The organism is Variovorax sp. J31P179, from assembly GCF_030316985.1.
Taxonomy (GTDB): Bacteria; Pseudomonadota; Gammaproteobacteria; order Burkholderiales; family Burkholderiaceae_C; genus Variovorax; species Variovorax ginsengisoli_B.
The window spans coordinates 183798-198407 of the sequence record NZ_JASZYL010000008.1; the positions used below are offsets into that span (position 1 = coordinate 183798).

A 14610-nucleotide genomic window follows, 5' to 3' on the forward strand; every position below is an offset into this window, starting at 1 on the left:
CGAAGCGCCGTGCCTTGGGCCGGTCAAGGCATCTTGTGCGTCTCGTTCATCAGGCCCGGCATCATGTTGTGGTTCATGTGATACATCACCCACAGCGAGCCGCTCAGCGTGATCACGACCACCACCACAGTGAAGATCAGGGCCAGCATGGTCCAGCCATGCTCGGACTTCGCGTTCATGTGCAGGAAGTAGATCATGTGGACGACCATCTGCACGGCTGCGAAGGCGAGGATCACGAAGGCGGTCGTGCTGCTCTTGTCGAACACGTTGCCCATCACGATCCAGAACGGGATCGCGGTCAGGATCACCGACAGGATGAAGCCGGTCAGGTAGCCCTTGACGGTGGCGTGCGGGGCGCCGTCGTCATGGTCGTCGTGGTGATCGCCATGGCCGCCGTGGGCGGCGTGTTCGTTGTGCGCGCTCATGGCAACACTCCCATCAGGTACACGAAGGTGAAGACGCCGATCCAGACCACGTCCAGAAAGTGCCAGAACATCGACAGGCACATCAGCCGGCGGCGGTTCTCGGGGATGAAGCCGCGCTTGGTCACCTGCACCATCAGCACCACCAGCCAGACCAGGCCGAAGGTGACGTGCAGGCCGTGGGTGCCGACCAGTGCGAAGAACGACGACAGGAAGGCGCTGCGCTGCGGCACGGCGCCTTCGCGGATCAGGTGCGCGAACTCGTACAGCTCGACGCCGATGAACGCGGCGCCGAACAGGGCCGTGATGGCCAGCCAGGCCATCATTGCGCCCTTGCGCTTGCGCTGCATCTCGATCATCGCGAAACCGTAGGTGATCGACGAGAACAGCAGGAAGGCGGTGTTGAGCGCCACCAGCCGGAGGTCGAACAGGTCGGCGCCCGAGGGGCCGGCCGCGAAGCTGCGGCCCAGCACCGCGAAGACCGCGAACAGGCAGGCGAACACCAGGCAGTCGCTCATCAGGTAGAGCCAGAACCCGAGCAGGGTGCCGTTCTCCGGGTGATGCTCGCCCGGCAGGTGGAAGGGCGGGTGCTGGCCGGCGCTCACGGCGCCGTGGGAGGAGAGGACGGTGGTATCAGACATGGCCGGCGAGCAGGCGGGTACGGGCGCCTTCGGTGCGGACGACTTCCTCGGTGGGGATGTGGTAGTCGCGCTTGTAGTTGAAGGTATGGATGATCACGGCGAGCAGCATGGCGACGAAGGACACGCCGGCCAGCAGCCACATCTGCCAGATCAAGGTGAAGCCGCAGGCCGCGGCCAGGGCCGCGATGATGAAGCCGGCGCCGGTGTTCTTCGGCATGTGGATCGGGATGAAGCCTTCGAGCGGCCGAACGTAGCCGTGCTTCTTCATGTAGGTCCAGGCGTCGTTGTCGTACACGCGGGGCGTGAAGGCGAAGTTGTAGGCCGGCGGCGGCGAGGAGGTCGACCACTCGAGGGTGCGGCCGTCCCACGGGTCGCCGGTCAGGTCGCGCAGCGAATCGCGGCGCACGTAGCTCACCACCAGCTGGATCAGGAAGCAGGCGATGCCCAGGGCGATCAGCACGGCGCCGAAGGCCGCGATCTGGAACCAGATCTGGTAGGACGGGTCCTCGAAGTGGCTCAGGCGGCGGGTCACGCCCATCAGGCCCAGCACGTACAGCGGCATGAAGGCGAAGTAGAAGCCGATGACCCAGAACCAGAACGAGCACTTGCCCCAGAACTCGTCGAGCTTGTAGCCGAAGGCCTTCGGATACCAGTAGGTGATGCCGGCCAGCAGGCCGAACAGCACGCCGCCGATGATCACGTTGTGGAAGTGGGCGATCAGGAACAGGCTGTTGTGCAGCACGAAGTCGGCCGGCGGAACCGCCAGCAGCACGCCGGTCATGCCGCCGATCACGAAGGTGATCATGAAGGCGATGGTCCACATCATGGGCAGCTCGAAGCGGATGCGGCCCTTGTACATCGTGAACAGCCAGTTGAAGATCTTCGCCCCGGTCGGGATCGAGATGATCATCGTCGTGATGCCGAAGAACGAGTTGACGCTGGCCCCCGAGCCCATCGTGAAGAAGTGGTGCAGCCACACGAGGTACGACAGGATCGTGATCACCAGCGTGGCATAGACCATCGACGCGTAGCCGAACAGGCGCTTGCCGCAGAAGGTGGCGACGACTTCAGAGAACACGCCGAAGGCCGGCAGGATCAGGATGTAGACCTCGGGGTGGCCCCAGATCCAGATCAGGTTCACGTACATCATCGCGTTGCCGCCGAAGTCGTTCGTGAAGAAGTTGGTGCCGACATAGCGGTCGAGCGACAGCAGGGCCAGCACGGCGGTCAGCACCGGGAAGGCGGCGACGATCAGGATGTTGGTGCAGAGCGCGGTCCAGGTGAACACCGGCATCTTCATCAGCGACATGCCCGGGGCGCGCATCTTGACGATGGTCGCGATCAGGTTGATGCCCGACAGCAATGTGCCGACCCCCGCGATCTGCAAGGACCATATGTAGTAGTCGACCCCGACGTCCGGACTGAACTCCAGCCCCGACAGCGGCGGGTAGGCCAGCCAGCCGGTGCGCGCGAACTCGCCCACGAACAGCGAGGCCATCACCAGCCCGGCGCCGAAGGTGGTCATCCAGAAGCTGAAGTTGTTCAGGAACGGGAAGGCGACGTCGCGGGCACCGATCTGCAGCGGCACCACGAAGTTCATCAGGCCCGTCACCAGCGGCATCGCGACGAAGAAGATCATGATCACGCCGTGGGCGGTGAAGATCTGGTCGTAGTGGTGCGGCGGCAGGAAGCCGGCGTTGTCGCCGAAGGCGAAGGCCTGCTGGGCCCGCATCATGATGGCGTCGGAGAAGCCGCGCAGCAGCATCACCAGGCCGAGGATGATGTACATGATGCCGATCTTCTTGTGGTCGATGCTGGTGATCCAGTCGCGCCACAACGTGCCCCAGACACGGAAATAGGTGATCGCGCCGAGCACCGCCACGCCGCCGAGAACGACGGCGATGAAGGTGAACAGCAGGATCGGTTCGTGGAAGGGGATGGCCTCCCAGGAGAGGCGGCCGAAGACGAGCTTCGTCAGGTCGAGATGGTCGAGCATCTTTATTCTTCTCGGATGCGGGCGGTGGAAAGCGGAAGCGAAAGTCCGGCGGGGTCGTTGACGCTGCACATGGCCGTCACGTAGGTGCGGGGCGGGATGCCGGCGTCGGGCTGCCAGGGGCGCGGCGAGACGTTGTAGGCGCCGACCTTGCCGAGGCCGCCATCGGCGTCGATGGCCATCATCTGCTCCATGCACATCTTGTTGCGGTCGACGCAACGGTTGACGATCGCATGGTAGAGGTCGGGCTCGACGCTGGCGAAGCGGCGCACGGGGTCGCGCTCGCTGGGGCGCTCGAGTTCGAGGTAGGCCGCGCGGGTCAGCGCGCCGCCGGCGGTCTTCGACTTCTGGACCCAGGCCTCGAAGTCGGGCTCGCTCACGCCATGGAAGCGGAAGCGCATGCCGGAGAAGCCGGCGCCGCTGTAGTTGGCCGAGAAGCCTTCGAAGTCACCGGGCTTGTTGATGACCGCGTTGAGCTTGGTCTCCATGCCAGGCATGGCGTAGATCTGGCCGGCCAGCGCCGGGATGAAGAAGGAGTTCATCACCGAGGAGGCGGTGATCTTGAAGACGATCGGACGGTCGATCGGCGCCGCCAGCTCGTTCACCGTGGCGATGCCCTGCTCCGGGTAGATGAACAGCCACTTCCAGTCGAGGGCCACCACCTCGACGGTCAGCGGCTTGACCTCGGACGGCACCGGGCGCCCGGGCTCGATGCGGCGCAGCGGGCGGTAGGGGTCGAGGGTGTGGGTGCTGATCCAGGTGATCGCGCCGAGGGCGATGATGATCAGCAGCGGCGCGCCCCAGATCGCCAGTTCGAGCTCGGTGGAGTGGTCCCAGTCGGGCGAATAGTTCGCCTCCTTGTTCGTCTGCCGGTAGCGCCAGGCGAAATAGATGGTAAGACCGATCACCGGCACGATGATCAGCAGCATCAGGACCGTGGAGACCACGATCAGCTGGCCTTGCTGGCGCGCGATGTCGCCGGACGCATTGAACAGCACCATGTCGCAGCCCGCCAACAGGGCGAGCGGGAGCAGGAGCAGTCCGCGGAGTTTCTTGAGGGGAGGCATGCCGGAGGATGAGCGTTTGGTGCGCAAAGGGACCACAATCTACTTCGTTTGGCGACTGCGGGATATTGGACGTTTTGTCCTATGGCGGCAATCTCGATTCAGTGAGACCCTCGGGGAATCCAGTTGAACACGACCCAAAAGCAGAAATGACGACGTCCAGCATCAGTCCCGGCGGCTCCTCGCCGCTGCACGACACTCAGCACGACAGCCCCGACGCCGCCTCGGACCATTCGCCGATCGCCCCGGGCGAGATCGCGGTCGGCGTGATCATCGGCCGCGCCTCCGAGTATTTCGACTTCTTCGTCTACGGCATCGCCTCGGTGCTGGTGTTCCCGGCGGTCTTCTTCCCGATGGAAAACCGCCTCGAGGGCACGCTCTACGCCTTCGTGATCTTCTCCTTCGCCTTCATCGCCCGGCCGTTCGGCACCGTGGCCTCGATGGCGATCCAGCGCCGCTTCGGGCGCGAGGCCAAGCTGACGGCGGCGCTGTTCATGCTCGGCATCTCGACCGCAGGCATCGCCTTCCTGCCGGGCTACGCGAGCATGGGCTTCGCCTCGATCATCGCGCTGTCGATCCTGCGCGTCGGCCAGGGCATCGCGCTCGGCGGCTCCTGGGACGGCCTGCCCTCGCTGCTGGCGCTCAATGCGCCGCCGAACCGCCGCGGCTGGTACGCCATGCTGGGCCAACTGGGTGCGCCGGTTGGCTTTTTCGTCGCCAGCGCCCTGTTCGCATTCCTGTATTCCAGCCTGTCGACCGAGGACTTCCTCGATTGGGGTTGGCGTTACACCTTTTACGTCGCGTTTGCGATCAATGTCGTGGCGCTGTTCGCCCGGCTGCGGCTGGTGGCCACCAACGAATACGACCGCCTGCTCGAAGAGCGCGAACTGGAGCCGGCCAGCGTGGTCGAGATCACCCGTTCGCAGGGCTCCAACCTGGTCATCGGCGCCTTCGCCGCCCTGGCCAGCTATGCGCTGTTCCACCTGATCACGGTGTTTCCGCTGTCGTGGATCACCCTCTACTCCACCCAGTCGGTGAGCGAATTCCTGGTCATCCAGATGGTCGGCGCGGTGCTCGGTGCCATCGGTATCGTGATCTCCGGCGTGATCGCCGACCGCATCGGCCGCCGCAACACCCTGGGCAGCCTGGCGGTGGCGATCGCCGTGTTCAGCGGTTTCGCCCCGACCTTGCTCGACGGCGGCAAGCTCGGCCAGGACGTCTTCATCCTGGTCGGCTTCGTGATCCTGGGCCTGTCCTATGGCCAGGCGGCCGGGGCGGTGACAGCCAATTTCGAGTCGCGTTACCGCTACACCGGCGCCGCGCTGACGGCCGACCTGGCCTGGCTGATCGGCGCCGCCTTCGCGCCGCTGGTGGCGCTGGGCCTGTCGGCCAACTTCGGCCTGGGCTATGTCAGCGTCTACCTGCTGTCGGGCGCGCTGTGCACGCTGGCCGCGCTGCGGGTCAACAAGGCGCTCGAAATCCGGGACTAGCGCGGCGCCACTACCGCCGCGCGTGCCACTGGCGCCACAGCGCCAGGGCCAGCGTGATCACCAGCGCGCCGAGGATCAGTTGATGCTCGTACGGCTTCAGGTGGCCGATCGCCGCGTGCAGCCAGCCCGTCAGCTTGAGCCCGAACAGGCTCACGATGGCCGCCCACAGCAGCGCGGCCACGGCGTCGAGCACTGCAAAGAGCGGGGCCCGCATCGGGCCCATGCCCAGCGTCGCCGGCAGCGCGATGCGCAGGCCCCAGGCGAAGCGCATCAGGAAGATCGTCGCCACCGGATGCCGGTCGACGAAGCCGTTGACCCGTTCGATGTGGGCCCGCAGCTTGGGCCGGCTCGCCAGCAGTGCGGCGCCCTTGCGGCGCCCCAGGTGGAAGTAGAACTGGTCGGTCAGGAACGCCGCCGCCGCACCGCAGGCGATCAGCGGTCCCAGCGAGAGGTAGCCCTGGTGCACCGCGAACGCGCCCAGCATCAGGATCGTCTCACCCTCGAAGATGCCGGCCACGAAGACCACGATGTAGCCGTATTGCTGGAGCAGCTCGGACAGCATCGGAAGGTGGCCTCAGCCCGGCGGCGGGACGTCGCTTTTCTTCTGCCGCTCGCGGAACAGCGCCGCACGCATCAGGAAGATGGTGGTGACCGGCGCGGTGAGGGCGACGAAGAGGGCGATCAGCACCGCGTGCAGGAACAGGCTGCGCCCCTGCACCGAGAAGTAGATGATGGTGGCCAGCGTCATGCACCAGACGCCGAGCGTCGCGCCCAGCGTGGGCGCGTGGATGCGGCGGAAGAAGGTCGGGATGCGCACCAGGCCGAAGGAGCCGATGGCGGCGAACGCGGCGCCGACCACCGCGAAGACTGCAGTCAGCACCTCGGCCCACAGTGGCAATGCCTCATTCATTGCAGCCCCCACGCTCGGCACTTCGTGTCCTCGCTGCCCCCCGAGGGGGCGCGAGCTTGCTTGGGGCGGCCCGGCGCGGCGCTCATTCGATCACCTCCCCGCGCAGCAGGAACTTGGCGATCGCCGTCGACCCGACGAAGCCGAACAGCGCGATCAGCATCGCGGCCTCGAAGTAGACGTTGCTCGCGTAGACGATGCCCAGCACCAGCATCATGAGCATGCCGTTGATGTAGAGGCAGTCGAGCGCCATCACCCGGTCTTGCGCGGTCGGCCCGACGAGCAGGCGGAACAGCGCGCACAGCATCGCCACCGCCAGCAGCATCAGCGCCAGCTTGAGGGCCCAGAAGAGCACGGGCGTCATGATTCGAAGATCTCCATCAGCGGGGCTTCATAGCGGGTCTTGACCATGGCGATGAAGGCCGGCACGTCGTCGAGGTCGAACACGTGGATCAGCAGGGTCGAGCGGTCGAGTGCGATCTCGGCCCAGGCGGTGCCGGGCGTCAGGCAGATGATCATGGCCAGCACCGCGAGCGCGTTGGGGTCGCGCATCTCGAGAGGCACGCGCACGAAGCAAGGCGACATCTGTGCGCTGCGGCGGGTCAGCAGCAGGCGCGCGACGCTCAGCGCCGACTCGACCAGGTCATGGGCCACCACGCCCGAGAGCCGCAGCGCCACCGCCGGGCGGCGCATGTGCGCGCGGGCCGGCCGCAGCGACTGGGTCAGCAGCGGCACCGCGATCGCGAGGATCGCCGCCAGCAGCAGGGTGGCGGCATCGAGCGACTGATTCAGCAGCAGCCACACCACGAACAGCGCGATCGACAGCGAGGGCGCCGGCAGCCAGCGCGCGATCATTTCGCAGCTCCCGGCTTGGCAGGCGGATTGGGCACCTGCGCCGCACTGAGCACGGCCCGGCGGTAGGCGGTGGGCGAGAACAGGCCCTCGGCGGTTGCGGCCGCATGGTGCATCACCGGGCCGGCTTCGATCGTCAACGCCAGGCAGGCGGCCAGCAGCGCCGCGACCGGAAGCACCTCGAGGGCTGGCAAGGCCGGCAAGGTGGCGTGGGCCTGGGTCCAGAAATGCCGGATGCCGGTACGGCCCAGCGCCAGCAGCGAGAAAAGGCCCGAGAACATCAGCAGCCCGAGAAAGACCCAGCCCGCCGGCGTGACGTGCTCGGCGCCGAGCAGGCCCGACAGCATCGCGAACTTGCCGACGAAGCCCGACAGCGGCGGCATGCCCGCCAGCAGCAGCGTGCAGCAGACGAAGCTGAGCCCGAGGAAGGCGACGCCGGCCGGGATGGCGCGGCCGTAGAGCGCCTGTGCATCGTCGTCGAGGTTGACGTCGTCGAGCCGGCGCAGGTCCTTGGACAGGAAGGGCGCGTCGCCCGCCGCCTCGTGCGGCGCGATGCTCCGGCCCTCGTTGCGCCAGCGCTCGATCATGTCGATGAGCATGAAGAAGGCGGCCACCGCCAGGGTCGAGGTCAGCAGGTAGTACAGCGCGCCGGCCCATATCGCCGGCTGGCCGAAGCCGATCGCCGCCAGCAGCGTGCCGGCCGAGACCAGCACGCTGAAGCCGGCCAGGTTCGACAGCCGCTGGGTCCCCACGATACCGAAGGCGCCGACGAACAGCGTCGCCATGCCGATCGTGGTCAGCACGCCCTGGCCGACTTGCGCCGAGGCGCCGGTGTCGGGTGCGAACAGCACGGTCCAGAGCCGCAGGATGGTGTAGATGCCCAGCTTGGTCAGCAGCGAGAACACCGCCCCCACCGGGGCCACCGCCGCGCTGTAGGCCGGCACCAGCCAGAAATTGAGCGGCCAGGCGCCGGCCTTGGCGAAGAAGGCCGTTCCGAGGATGGCCGCGGCCGCGTGCACCAGCCCGCGATCGGCGGGATCCAGCTGCGCGATGCGCACGCCCAGGTCGGCCATGTTGAGCGTGCCGGTCACGCCGTAGAGCAGCGCGGCGCCGACCAGGAACAGCGACGAGGCGGCCAGGTTGATGGCCACGTAGTGCAGCCCCGCCTGCACCCGCAGCCGCCCCGAGCCGTGCAGCAGCAGCCCGTACGACGCGGCCAGCATGACCTCGAAGAAGACGAACAGGTTGAACAGGTCGCCGGTGAGGAAGGCGCCGTTGAGCCCCATCAGCTGCAGCTGCAGCAGCGGATGGAAATGGACGCCCGCGCGGTCCCAGCGCGAGGTCGAGTAGATCGAGGCGGCAGAGGCGACCACGCCGGTCAGCGCGACCATCATGGTCGACAGCCGGTCGGCCACCAGCACGATGCCGAAGGGTGCGCGCCAGTTGCCCGGCAGGTAGACGCCGATCGAGCCGGGGCCGCCGCCGGTGTCCGGCGCGTTGACCCAGCGCAGCAAAGCCAGCGCGGTCAAGAGGCCGATCAGGCCCGAGGCCACGCTGAGCGCCGACTTGCTTCGGCGATGTTCCTCGCCGAGCAGCAGCATCAGGGCGGCGGTCAGCATCGGCACCAGGATCGGCACCGCGATCAGGTGCGGCATGCTGAACTCGAGCAGCCGGTCGAGGAAGGCGAAGAGCTCGTTCATTCCTGCGCCTCCGTGCGTTCCCTGCCGTCGACGTGGTCGGTGCCGGTCAGGCCGCGCGAGGCCAGCAGCACGACCAGGAACAGCGCCGTCATCGCGAAGCCGATCACGATCGCGGTCAGCACCAGCGCCTGCGGCATCGGATCGGCGGTGTTGGCGAGCGTCGCGACCAGGCCCGGTTCGAGCACCGGCTCGCTGTCGATCTTGAGCCGCCCCATGCTGAAGATGAACAGGTTGACGGCGTAGGAGATCAGAGTGAGGCCCATGATCACCTGGAAGGTGCGCGGACGCAGCAGCAGGTACACGCCCGACCCGGTGACGACGCCGATGGCGATGGCGAGCACGACTTCCATCAGGCGGTCGCTCCGGCTTCGGCCGCGACGCGCGCGGCCTCCCGCTCGGCCTGCTCGTCGGACCAGCGATGGCTGCGCACCGACTGGTGGGCCAGCGCGGTGAGGATCAGCATGGTCGCGCCGAGCACCAGCGAGAACACGCCCATGTCGAAGAACAGCGCGCTCGGCACGTGAACCTCGCCGAGCAACGGCAGGTGCAGGTGTGCGGTGTGCGTGGTGAGGAACGGATAGCCGAGCACCACCGCGCCGCCGCCGGTGGCCAGGGCCAGCAGCAGGCCGACCGCGATCCAGCGGCGCGGATAGATCCGCAGGTGCTCCTCGACCCACTCGGTGCCCGAGACGATGAACTGCAGCAGCAGCGCCACCGACATCACCAGACCGGCGACGAAGCCGCCGCCCGGCTGGTTGTGGCCGCGCATGAAGAAATAGACCGAGACCAGCACCGACAGCGGCAGCAACAGCCGCACCAGCACCGCCGGCACCATCAGGTAGCCGACGGCCGTGTCCTTGGCCCGGCGCGGATTCAGCAGGTCGCTGCTGCCGTCGGCCGGCTGCAGCCGCTGCTGGATCGGCAGCGCCATCGACTCGATCGCCGGCCGGAAGCGCCGCAGCAGCGCATACACCGTCAGCGCGACCACCCCGAGCACCGTGATCTCGCCGAAGGTGTCGAAGCCGCGGAAGTCGACCAGCATCACGTTGACCACGTTGCTGCCGCCGCCCAGGAACAGCGCGTTGTCGAGGAAGAAGGGCGAGATGCTGAGCGGGAACGGCCGCGTCATGACGCTCCAGGCGATGGCCGACATGCCGGCGCCGGCGGCGATCGCGATGGCGAGGTCGCGTCCGCGCCGGCTCCAGTGGCGCAGTGGCGCGCCGACCGGCTCCGACTTGGCGCTGCGCATCGGCAGCCAGCGCAGCCCGAGCAGGATCAGCACCGTGGTGACGGCCTCGACCACCAGTTGCGTCAGCGCCAGGTCGGGCGCCGAGAACCAGATGTAGGTGATGCAGCACACCAGGCCCGCGCCCGAGGCCAGCATCAGCGAAGCGAGCCGGTGGAACTTGGCCTGCCAGGCCGCGCTCACCGCGCAGGTGGCGCCGATCAGCCAGGTCATCGCGAACATCGGGGAGAAGGTGAGCAGTTCGCGCGAGCCGCGCGCGACCGGCGTGACCCAAAGTGCCGCGCCGGCGCCTGCCAGCGCCACGGCGACCAGCAGCAGCAACTGCATCTGCAGCCGGCGGGTGCCGAGCAGCCGGCGGCTGCGGCGGCCGGCTTCGCTGAGGCGCGCCATCAGGTTCTCGAAGATCCGCTGGCCGTCGAAGTAGTGCAGCAGCGGCGTGGTCGAGAGCACGCCGCGAGCGCGGCCGTGCCGCTGCAGCAGGTAGAGCAGGGCGCCGCCCGCCAGAGCGATGAAGCTCATCAAGAGCGGCAGGTTGAAGCCGTGCCATAGCGCCAGGCTGTAGGCCGGCAGCTCGCCGCCGACCACCGGCGCCGCTGCGGCGGCCAGGAAGGCACCGACCGACCAGGCCGGCGCAATGCCGACCACCAGGCAGATCAGGACCAGCAGCTCGGCCGGCACCCGCATCCAGTGCGGCGGCTCGTGCGGCGTCTTCGGGACATCGGACCCGCATGGCGGACCGAAGAACACATCGAACACGAAACGGGCCGAGTAGGCCACGCTGAAGATCCCGGCGATCGTGGCGATCACCGGCAGGCCGCGGTCGACCCAGACGTTCGACTGGATGAAGACCGTCTCGGCGAAGAACATCTCCTTCGACAGGAAGCCGTTGAGCAGCGGCACGCCGGCCATCGAGGCGCTGGCGATGATCGCCAGCGTGCCGGTGATCGGCATCAGCTTCATGAGGCCGCTGAGCTTGCTGATGTCGCGGGTGCCGCTCTCGTGGTCGATGATGCCGGCCGCCATGAACAGCGAGGCCTTGAAGGTCGCGTGGTTCATGATGTGGAACACCGCCGCGACCGCCGCCAGCGGGCTGTTGAGCCCGAGCAGCAGCGTGATGAGCCCGAGGTGCGAGATGGTCGAATAGGCCAGCAGCGCCTTCAGGTCGCGCTGGAACATCGCGATGTAGCCGCCCAGCAGCAAGGTGATCGCGCCGGCGCCGCCGACCAGCCAGAACCAGGGCTCGGTGCCTGACAGCACCGGCCACAGCCGCGCCATCAGGAACACGCCGAGCTTCACCATCGTGGCCGAATGCAGGTAGGCCGAGACCGGCGTCGGTGCCGCCATCGCGCGCGGCAGCCAGAAGTGGAACGGAAACTGCGCGCTCTTGGTGAAGGCGCCCAGCAGCACCAGCACCAGCACGGCGGGATAGAGCGGGTTGGCGCGGATCAGGTCGCCCGAGGCCAGCACCATGTCGAGGTCATAGCTGCCGACGATGCGCCCGAGGATCAGCACCCCGGCCAGCAGGCAGAGCCCGCCGGCGGCGGTGACCGTGAGCGCCATGCTGGCGCCGCGCCGGGCATCGCGCCGGTGGTGCCAGTAGCCGATCAGCAGGAACGAGAACAGGCTGGTGAGCTCCCAGAACATCACCATCTGGATCAGGTTGCCCGACAGCACCACGCCCATCATGGCGCCCATGAAGGCGAGGAAGAACGAGAAGAAGCGCGGCACCGGATCGGAGGCCGACATGTAGTAGCGCGCATAGAGCACCACCAGCGCGCCGATGCCCAGCACCAGCATGCAGAACAACCAGGCGAAGCCGTCCATGCGGAACGTGAGGTCGAGCCCGAGCACGGGCAGCCATTCGACTCGCTGGCGGATCACGTTGCCGTCGGCGAGGCTCGGAAAGAACCAGGCCGCCTGGATCGCGCAGCCCAGCGCGACCAGCCCGGCCAGCGTCGATTCCCGGTTGCGCGCGTCCGATGGCAGCAGCGCGGCGAGGACGCTGGCGACAAAGGGAAGGGCAACGAGGAAGACAAGGGGCATTGCGGTCGATTCTATCGACCGGCCCCGCGGCAATTCCCCAGGTCAGGCCATGAAATGCTGCACCGTCCGGATGCCGAGCCAGGTGAGGGCCAGCGAGCCCGCCACGTGCAGCATCGCGGTGCCGAATGCGAGACCCAGGCGGCCCTGCATGAGCATGGCGACGACTTCGGCGGAGAAGCTCGAGAAGGTGGTCAGTCCGCCCAGGAAGCCGGTGATCAGCGCGAGGCGCCAGACCGGGTCGAGTTGCGGCATCGCCTGGAAGCTCGCGACGGCAATGCCGATGAGGTAGCCGCCGACCAGGTTGGCGGCCACGGTTCCCCAGGGCAGCGAACCCGGCGGCGACAACCACAGGCCGAGGCCCCAGCGGCTCAGTGCGCCGATGGAGGCACCGGCGGAGATGGAGAGGACGTGAACGAGCATGCGGGCCGCGATGTTCTCACGGCGCCATCTGCTGCGGCAACCAGGTCACGAGCTGCGGTATGAAGTAGATGATGAGCACCGCCGCCACCATAAGGAAGAACATCGGCAGCGTCACGCGTGCGATGTAGATCAGGTCGCGCCCGGTCATGCCTTGCAGCACGAACAGGTTGAAGCCCACCGGCGGAGTGATCTGCGCCATCTCCACCACCAGCACGATGAAGATGCCGAACCAGACCGGGTCGATGCCCGCTGCGGTCACGGTCGGCATGATCACGCCCATCGTCAGCACCACCATCGAGATGCCGTCCAGGAAGCAGCCGAGCACGATGTAGAACACCGCCAGCATCAGGATCAGCTGGAACTTCGACAGCCCGAGCGAGCCGATCCACTCGGCCAGGTGCCGCGGCAGTCCGATGTAGCCCATCGCCAGCGTGAGGAACGCGGCTCCCGCGAGGATCAGCGCCATCATGCAATAGAGCCGTGTCGCGCCCAGCAGCGATTCCTTGAAGGTGCCCCAGGTCAGCGAGCGCTGCAGGCCCGAGATGACCAGCGCGCCGACCACGCCCACCGCGGCGGCTTCGGTGGCGGTCGCGATGCCGGCGTAGATCGAGCCGAGCACCGAGAGGATCAGCAACGCGACCGGGATCAGGCTCAGCGAGGCGCGCAGCTTGTCGCCGAAGGGCATCGGCGGATCTGCGGGCGGCACCCGGTCCGGATGAAGCAGTGCCCAGATGGCGATGTAGCCGGAGAACAGCAGGGCCAGCAGAATGCCGGGCACCACGCCGGCGATGAAGAGCCGCGCGATCGAGACGTCGGCGCTGACGCCGTAGACGATCATGATGATCGAAGGCGGAATCAACAGGCCCAGGGTGCCGGCGCCCGCCAGCGTGCCGATCACCATGTCGTCCGGATAGCCGCGCCGCTGGAGCTCGGGCAGCGTCATCTTGCCGATCGTCGCGCAGGTGGCGGCGCTCGATCCCGACACCGCGGCGAACACGGCGCAGCCCGCGACGTTGGTGTGCAGCAGGCGCCCGGGCAGGCTCTGCATCCAGGGTGCGAGACCCTTGAACATGTCCTGCGAGAGCCGGGTGCGGAACAGGATCTCGCCCATCCAAAGGAACAGCGGCAGCGCGGTCAGCGTCCAGCCCGAGGCCGAGCCCCAGATGGTCACCGCCATCGCGTCACCGGCGGGCCGGGCGGAAAACAGCTGCATGCCGATCCAGGCGACGCCCGAGAGCGTCAGGCCGATCCAGACGCCGCTGCCGAGGATCAAAAACAAGGTGAGGATCAGCAGGCCTGCGGTGGCGATGTCACTCATGGCGCAGCGCCTCGGCGTTGGCTTGCAGCGGGCGCCCGTTCCACTCGACGAAGAACTCGTCGACCGCGGCGATCGCGAACACCACGGCACCGGCGGCCATGCCCAGCTGCGGCAGCCACAGCGGCGTGGCGTCGTTGCCGGTGGAGATGTCGTTGTAGCCGTGCGATTGCCAGGCCAGGCGCACGCTGTAGAAGGCGAACAGCGCCGCCAGCAGCGCCCCGACGCCGCAGGCCCAGCGTTCCAGCCAGCGGCGCCCGGCCGGCCCCAGCCGCGAGACGATCAGCGTGACGCGGATATGCTCGCCGCGCTTCAGCGTGTGGGCCAGCGCCAGGAAGCCGGTGCCCGCCATCAGGTAGCCGGCATAGGCGTCGATGCCCGGGATGTTGAAGTACAGCTGCCGTCCGATGATCGACAGCAGCACCATGGCCAGCAGTCCGACCATGAAAAGCGCCGCCAGGGCGGCGGCGCTGTCATAGAGAAAGTCGAGTGTCTTGCGCATTGGGGGCCAGGCGTT

The 14610-nt window shown here is 67.5% G+C and carries 15 protein-coding genes; 1 reads left to right on the plus strand and 14 read right to left on the minus strand.

The genetic code is table 11. The annotated features are described in order from the left end of the window. Window positions 1-23: 23 nt before the first annotated feature. Genes cyoD through cyoA form a run of 4 tightly spaced genes read right to left on the minus strand, consistent with a single transcriptional unit; the run spans window position 24 to window position 4123 of the window. Complete coding sequence (gene cyoD, locus QTI17_RS21855; RefSeq protein WP_286535571.1) at window positions 24-425, minus strand: cytochrome o ubiquinol oxidase subunit IV; 402 nt, start codon at window positions 423-425, stop codon at window positions 24-26. Further along, on the minus strand, window positions 422-1063 hold the full coding sequence (gene cyoC / locus QTI17_RS21860) for a cytochrome o ubiquinol oxidase subunit III (RefSeq protein ID WP_286535573.1): 642 nt from the start codon (window positions 1061-1063) through the stop codon (window positions 422-424). Before cyoC ends, cyoD begins: the two co-directional genes overlap by 4 nt. Further along, window positions 1056-3059 carry a cytochrome o ubiquinol oxidase subunit I gene (cyoB, locus tag QTI17_RS21865; RefSeq protein ID WP_286508204.1) on the minus strand — a complete coding sequence of 668 codons (2004 nt, stop codon included), beginning with the start codon at window positions 3057-3059 and terminating at the stop codon, window positions 1056-1058. Before cyoB ends, cyoC begins: the two co-directional genes overlap by 8 nt. 2 nt (window positions 3060-3061) lie before the next feature. Further along, the gene (gene cyoA, locus QTI17_RS21870; protein ID WP_286535574.1) at window positions 3062-4123 is read right to left on the minus strand and encodes a ubiquinol oxidase subunit II; all 1062 of its coding nucleotides are present in this window, start codon (window positions 4121-4123) and stop codon (window positions 3062-3064) included. A 146-nt stretch (window positions 4124-4269) separates the two neighbouring features. Between cyoA and QTI17_RS21875 the strand changes: the two genes are divergently transcribed. Next, window positions 4270-5610: an MFS transporter gene (locus tag QTI17_RS21875; protein WP_286535575.1), complete on the plus strand. Its 1341-nt coding sequence runs from the start codon at window positions 4270-4272 to the stop codon at window positions 5608-5610. A 10-nt stretch (window positions 5611-5620) separates the two neighbouring features. Here the strand turns inward: QTI17_RS21875 and QTI17_RS21880 are convergent, their stop codons facing one another. The 10 genes from QTI17_RS21880 to QTI17_RS21925 all read right to left on the minus strand — a co-directional run bounded on the left by QTI17_RS21880 (window position 5621) and on the right by QTI17_RS21925 (window position 14595). Beyond that, the gene (locus QTI17_RS21880) at window positions 5621-6172 is read right to left on the minus strand and encodes a DedA family protein (RefSeq protein ID WP_286535576.1); all 552 of its coding nucleotides are present in this window, start codon (window positions 6170-6172) and stop codon (window positions 5621-5623) included. A 12-nt stretch (window positions 6173-6184) separates the two neighbouring features. Next, entirely contained in the window at window positions 6185-6520 is a 336-nt protein-coding gene (gene mnhG / locus QTI17_RS21885; RefSeq protein ID WP_286526313.1) for a monovalent cation/H(+) antiporter subunit G, read from the minus strand. An 82-nt stretch (window positions 6521-6602) separates the two neighbouring features. Continuing rightward, window positions 6603-6881: a K+/H+ antiporter subunit F gene (locus tag QTI17_RS21890; protein WP_286535577.1), complete on the minus strand. Its 279-nt coding sequence runs from the start codon at window positions 6879-6881 to the stop codon at window positions 6603-6605. After that, window positions 6878-7372: a Na+/H+ antiporter subunit E gene (locus tag QTI17_RS21895; protein WP_436411548.1), complete on the minus strand. Its 495-nt coding sequence runs from the start codon at window positions 7370-7372 to the stop codon at window positions 6878-6880. The genes QTI17_RS21890 and QTI17_RS21895 overlap by 4 nt, the downstream gene beginning before the upstream one ends. Next, window positions 7369-9069: a monovalent cation/H+ antiporter subunit D gene (locus tag QTI17_RS21900; protein WP_286535578.1), complete on the minus strand. Its 1701-nt coding sequence runs from the start codon at window positions 9067-9069 to the stop codon at window positions 7369-7371. The genes QTI17_RS21895 and QTI17_RS21900 overlap by 4 nt, the downstream gene beginning before the upstream one ends. Then, window positions 9066-9419 (minus strand): Na+/H+ antiporter subunit C, encoded by a 354-nt coding sequence (locus tag QTI17_RS21905; RefSeq protein WP_286535579.1) that lies wholly within the window; start codon window positions 9417-9419, stop codon window positions 9066-9068. The genes QTI17_RS21900 and QTI17_RS21905 overlap by 4 nt, the downstream gene beginning before the upstream one ends. Next, on the minus strand, window positions 9419-12358 hold the full coding sequence (locus tag QTI17_RS21910; protein WP_286535581.1) for a monovalent cation/H+ antiporter subunit A: 2940 nt from the start codon (window positions 12356-12358) through the stop codon (window positions 9419-9421). The genes QTI17_RS21905 and QTI17_RS21910 overlap by 1 nt, the downstream gene beginning before the upstream one ends. 42 nt (window positions 12359-12400) lie before the next feature. Further along, complete coding sequence (gene crcB, locus QTI17_RS21915) at window positions 12401-12778, minus strand: fluoride efflux transporter CrcB (RefSeq protein ID WP_286535582.1); 378 nt, start codon at window positions 12776-12778, stop codon at window positions 12401-12403. Window positions 12779-12794: 16 nt separating this feature from the next. Beyond that, entirely contained in the window at window positions 12795-14096 is a 1302-nt protein-coding gene (locus tag QTI17_RS21920; RefSeq protein WP_286535583.1) for a TRAP transporter large permease, read from the minus strand. After that, complete coding sequence (locus QTI17_RS21925; protein WP_286535584.1) at window positions 14089-14595, minus strand: TRAP transporter small permease; 507 nt, start codon at window positions 14593-14595, stop codon at window positions 14089-14091. The genes QTI17_RS21920 and QTI17_RS21925 overlap by 8 nt, the downstream gene beginning before the upstream one ends. Between the last annotated feature and the right edge of the window lie 15 nt (window positions 14596-14610).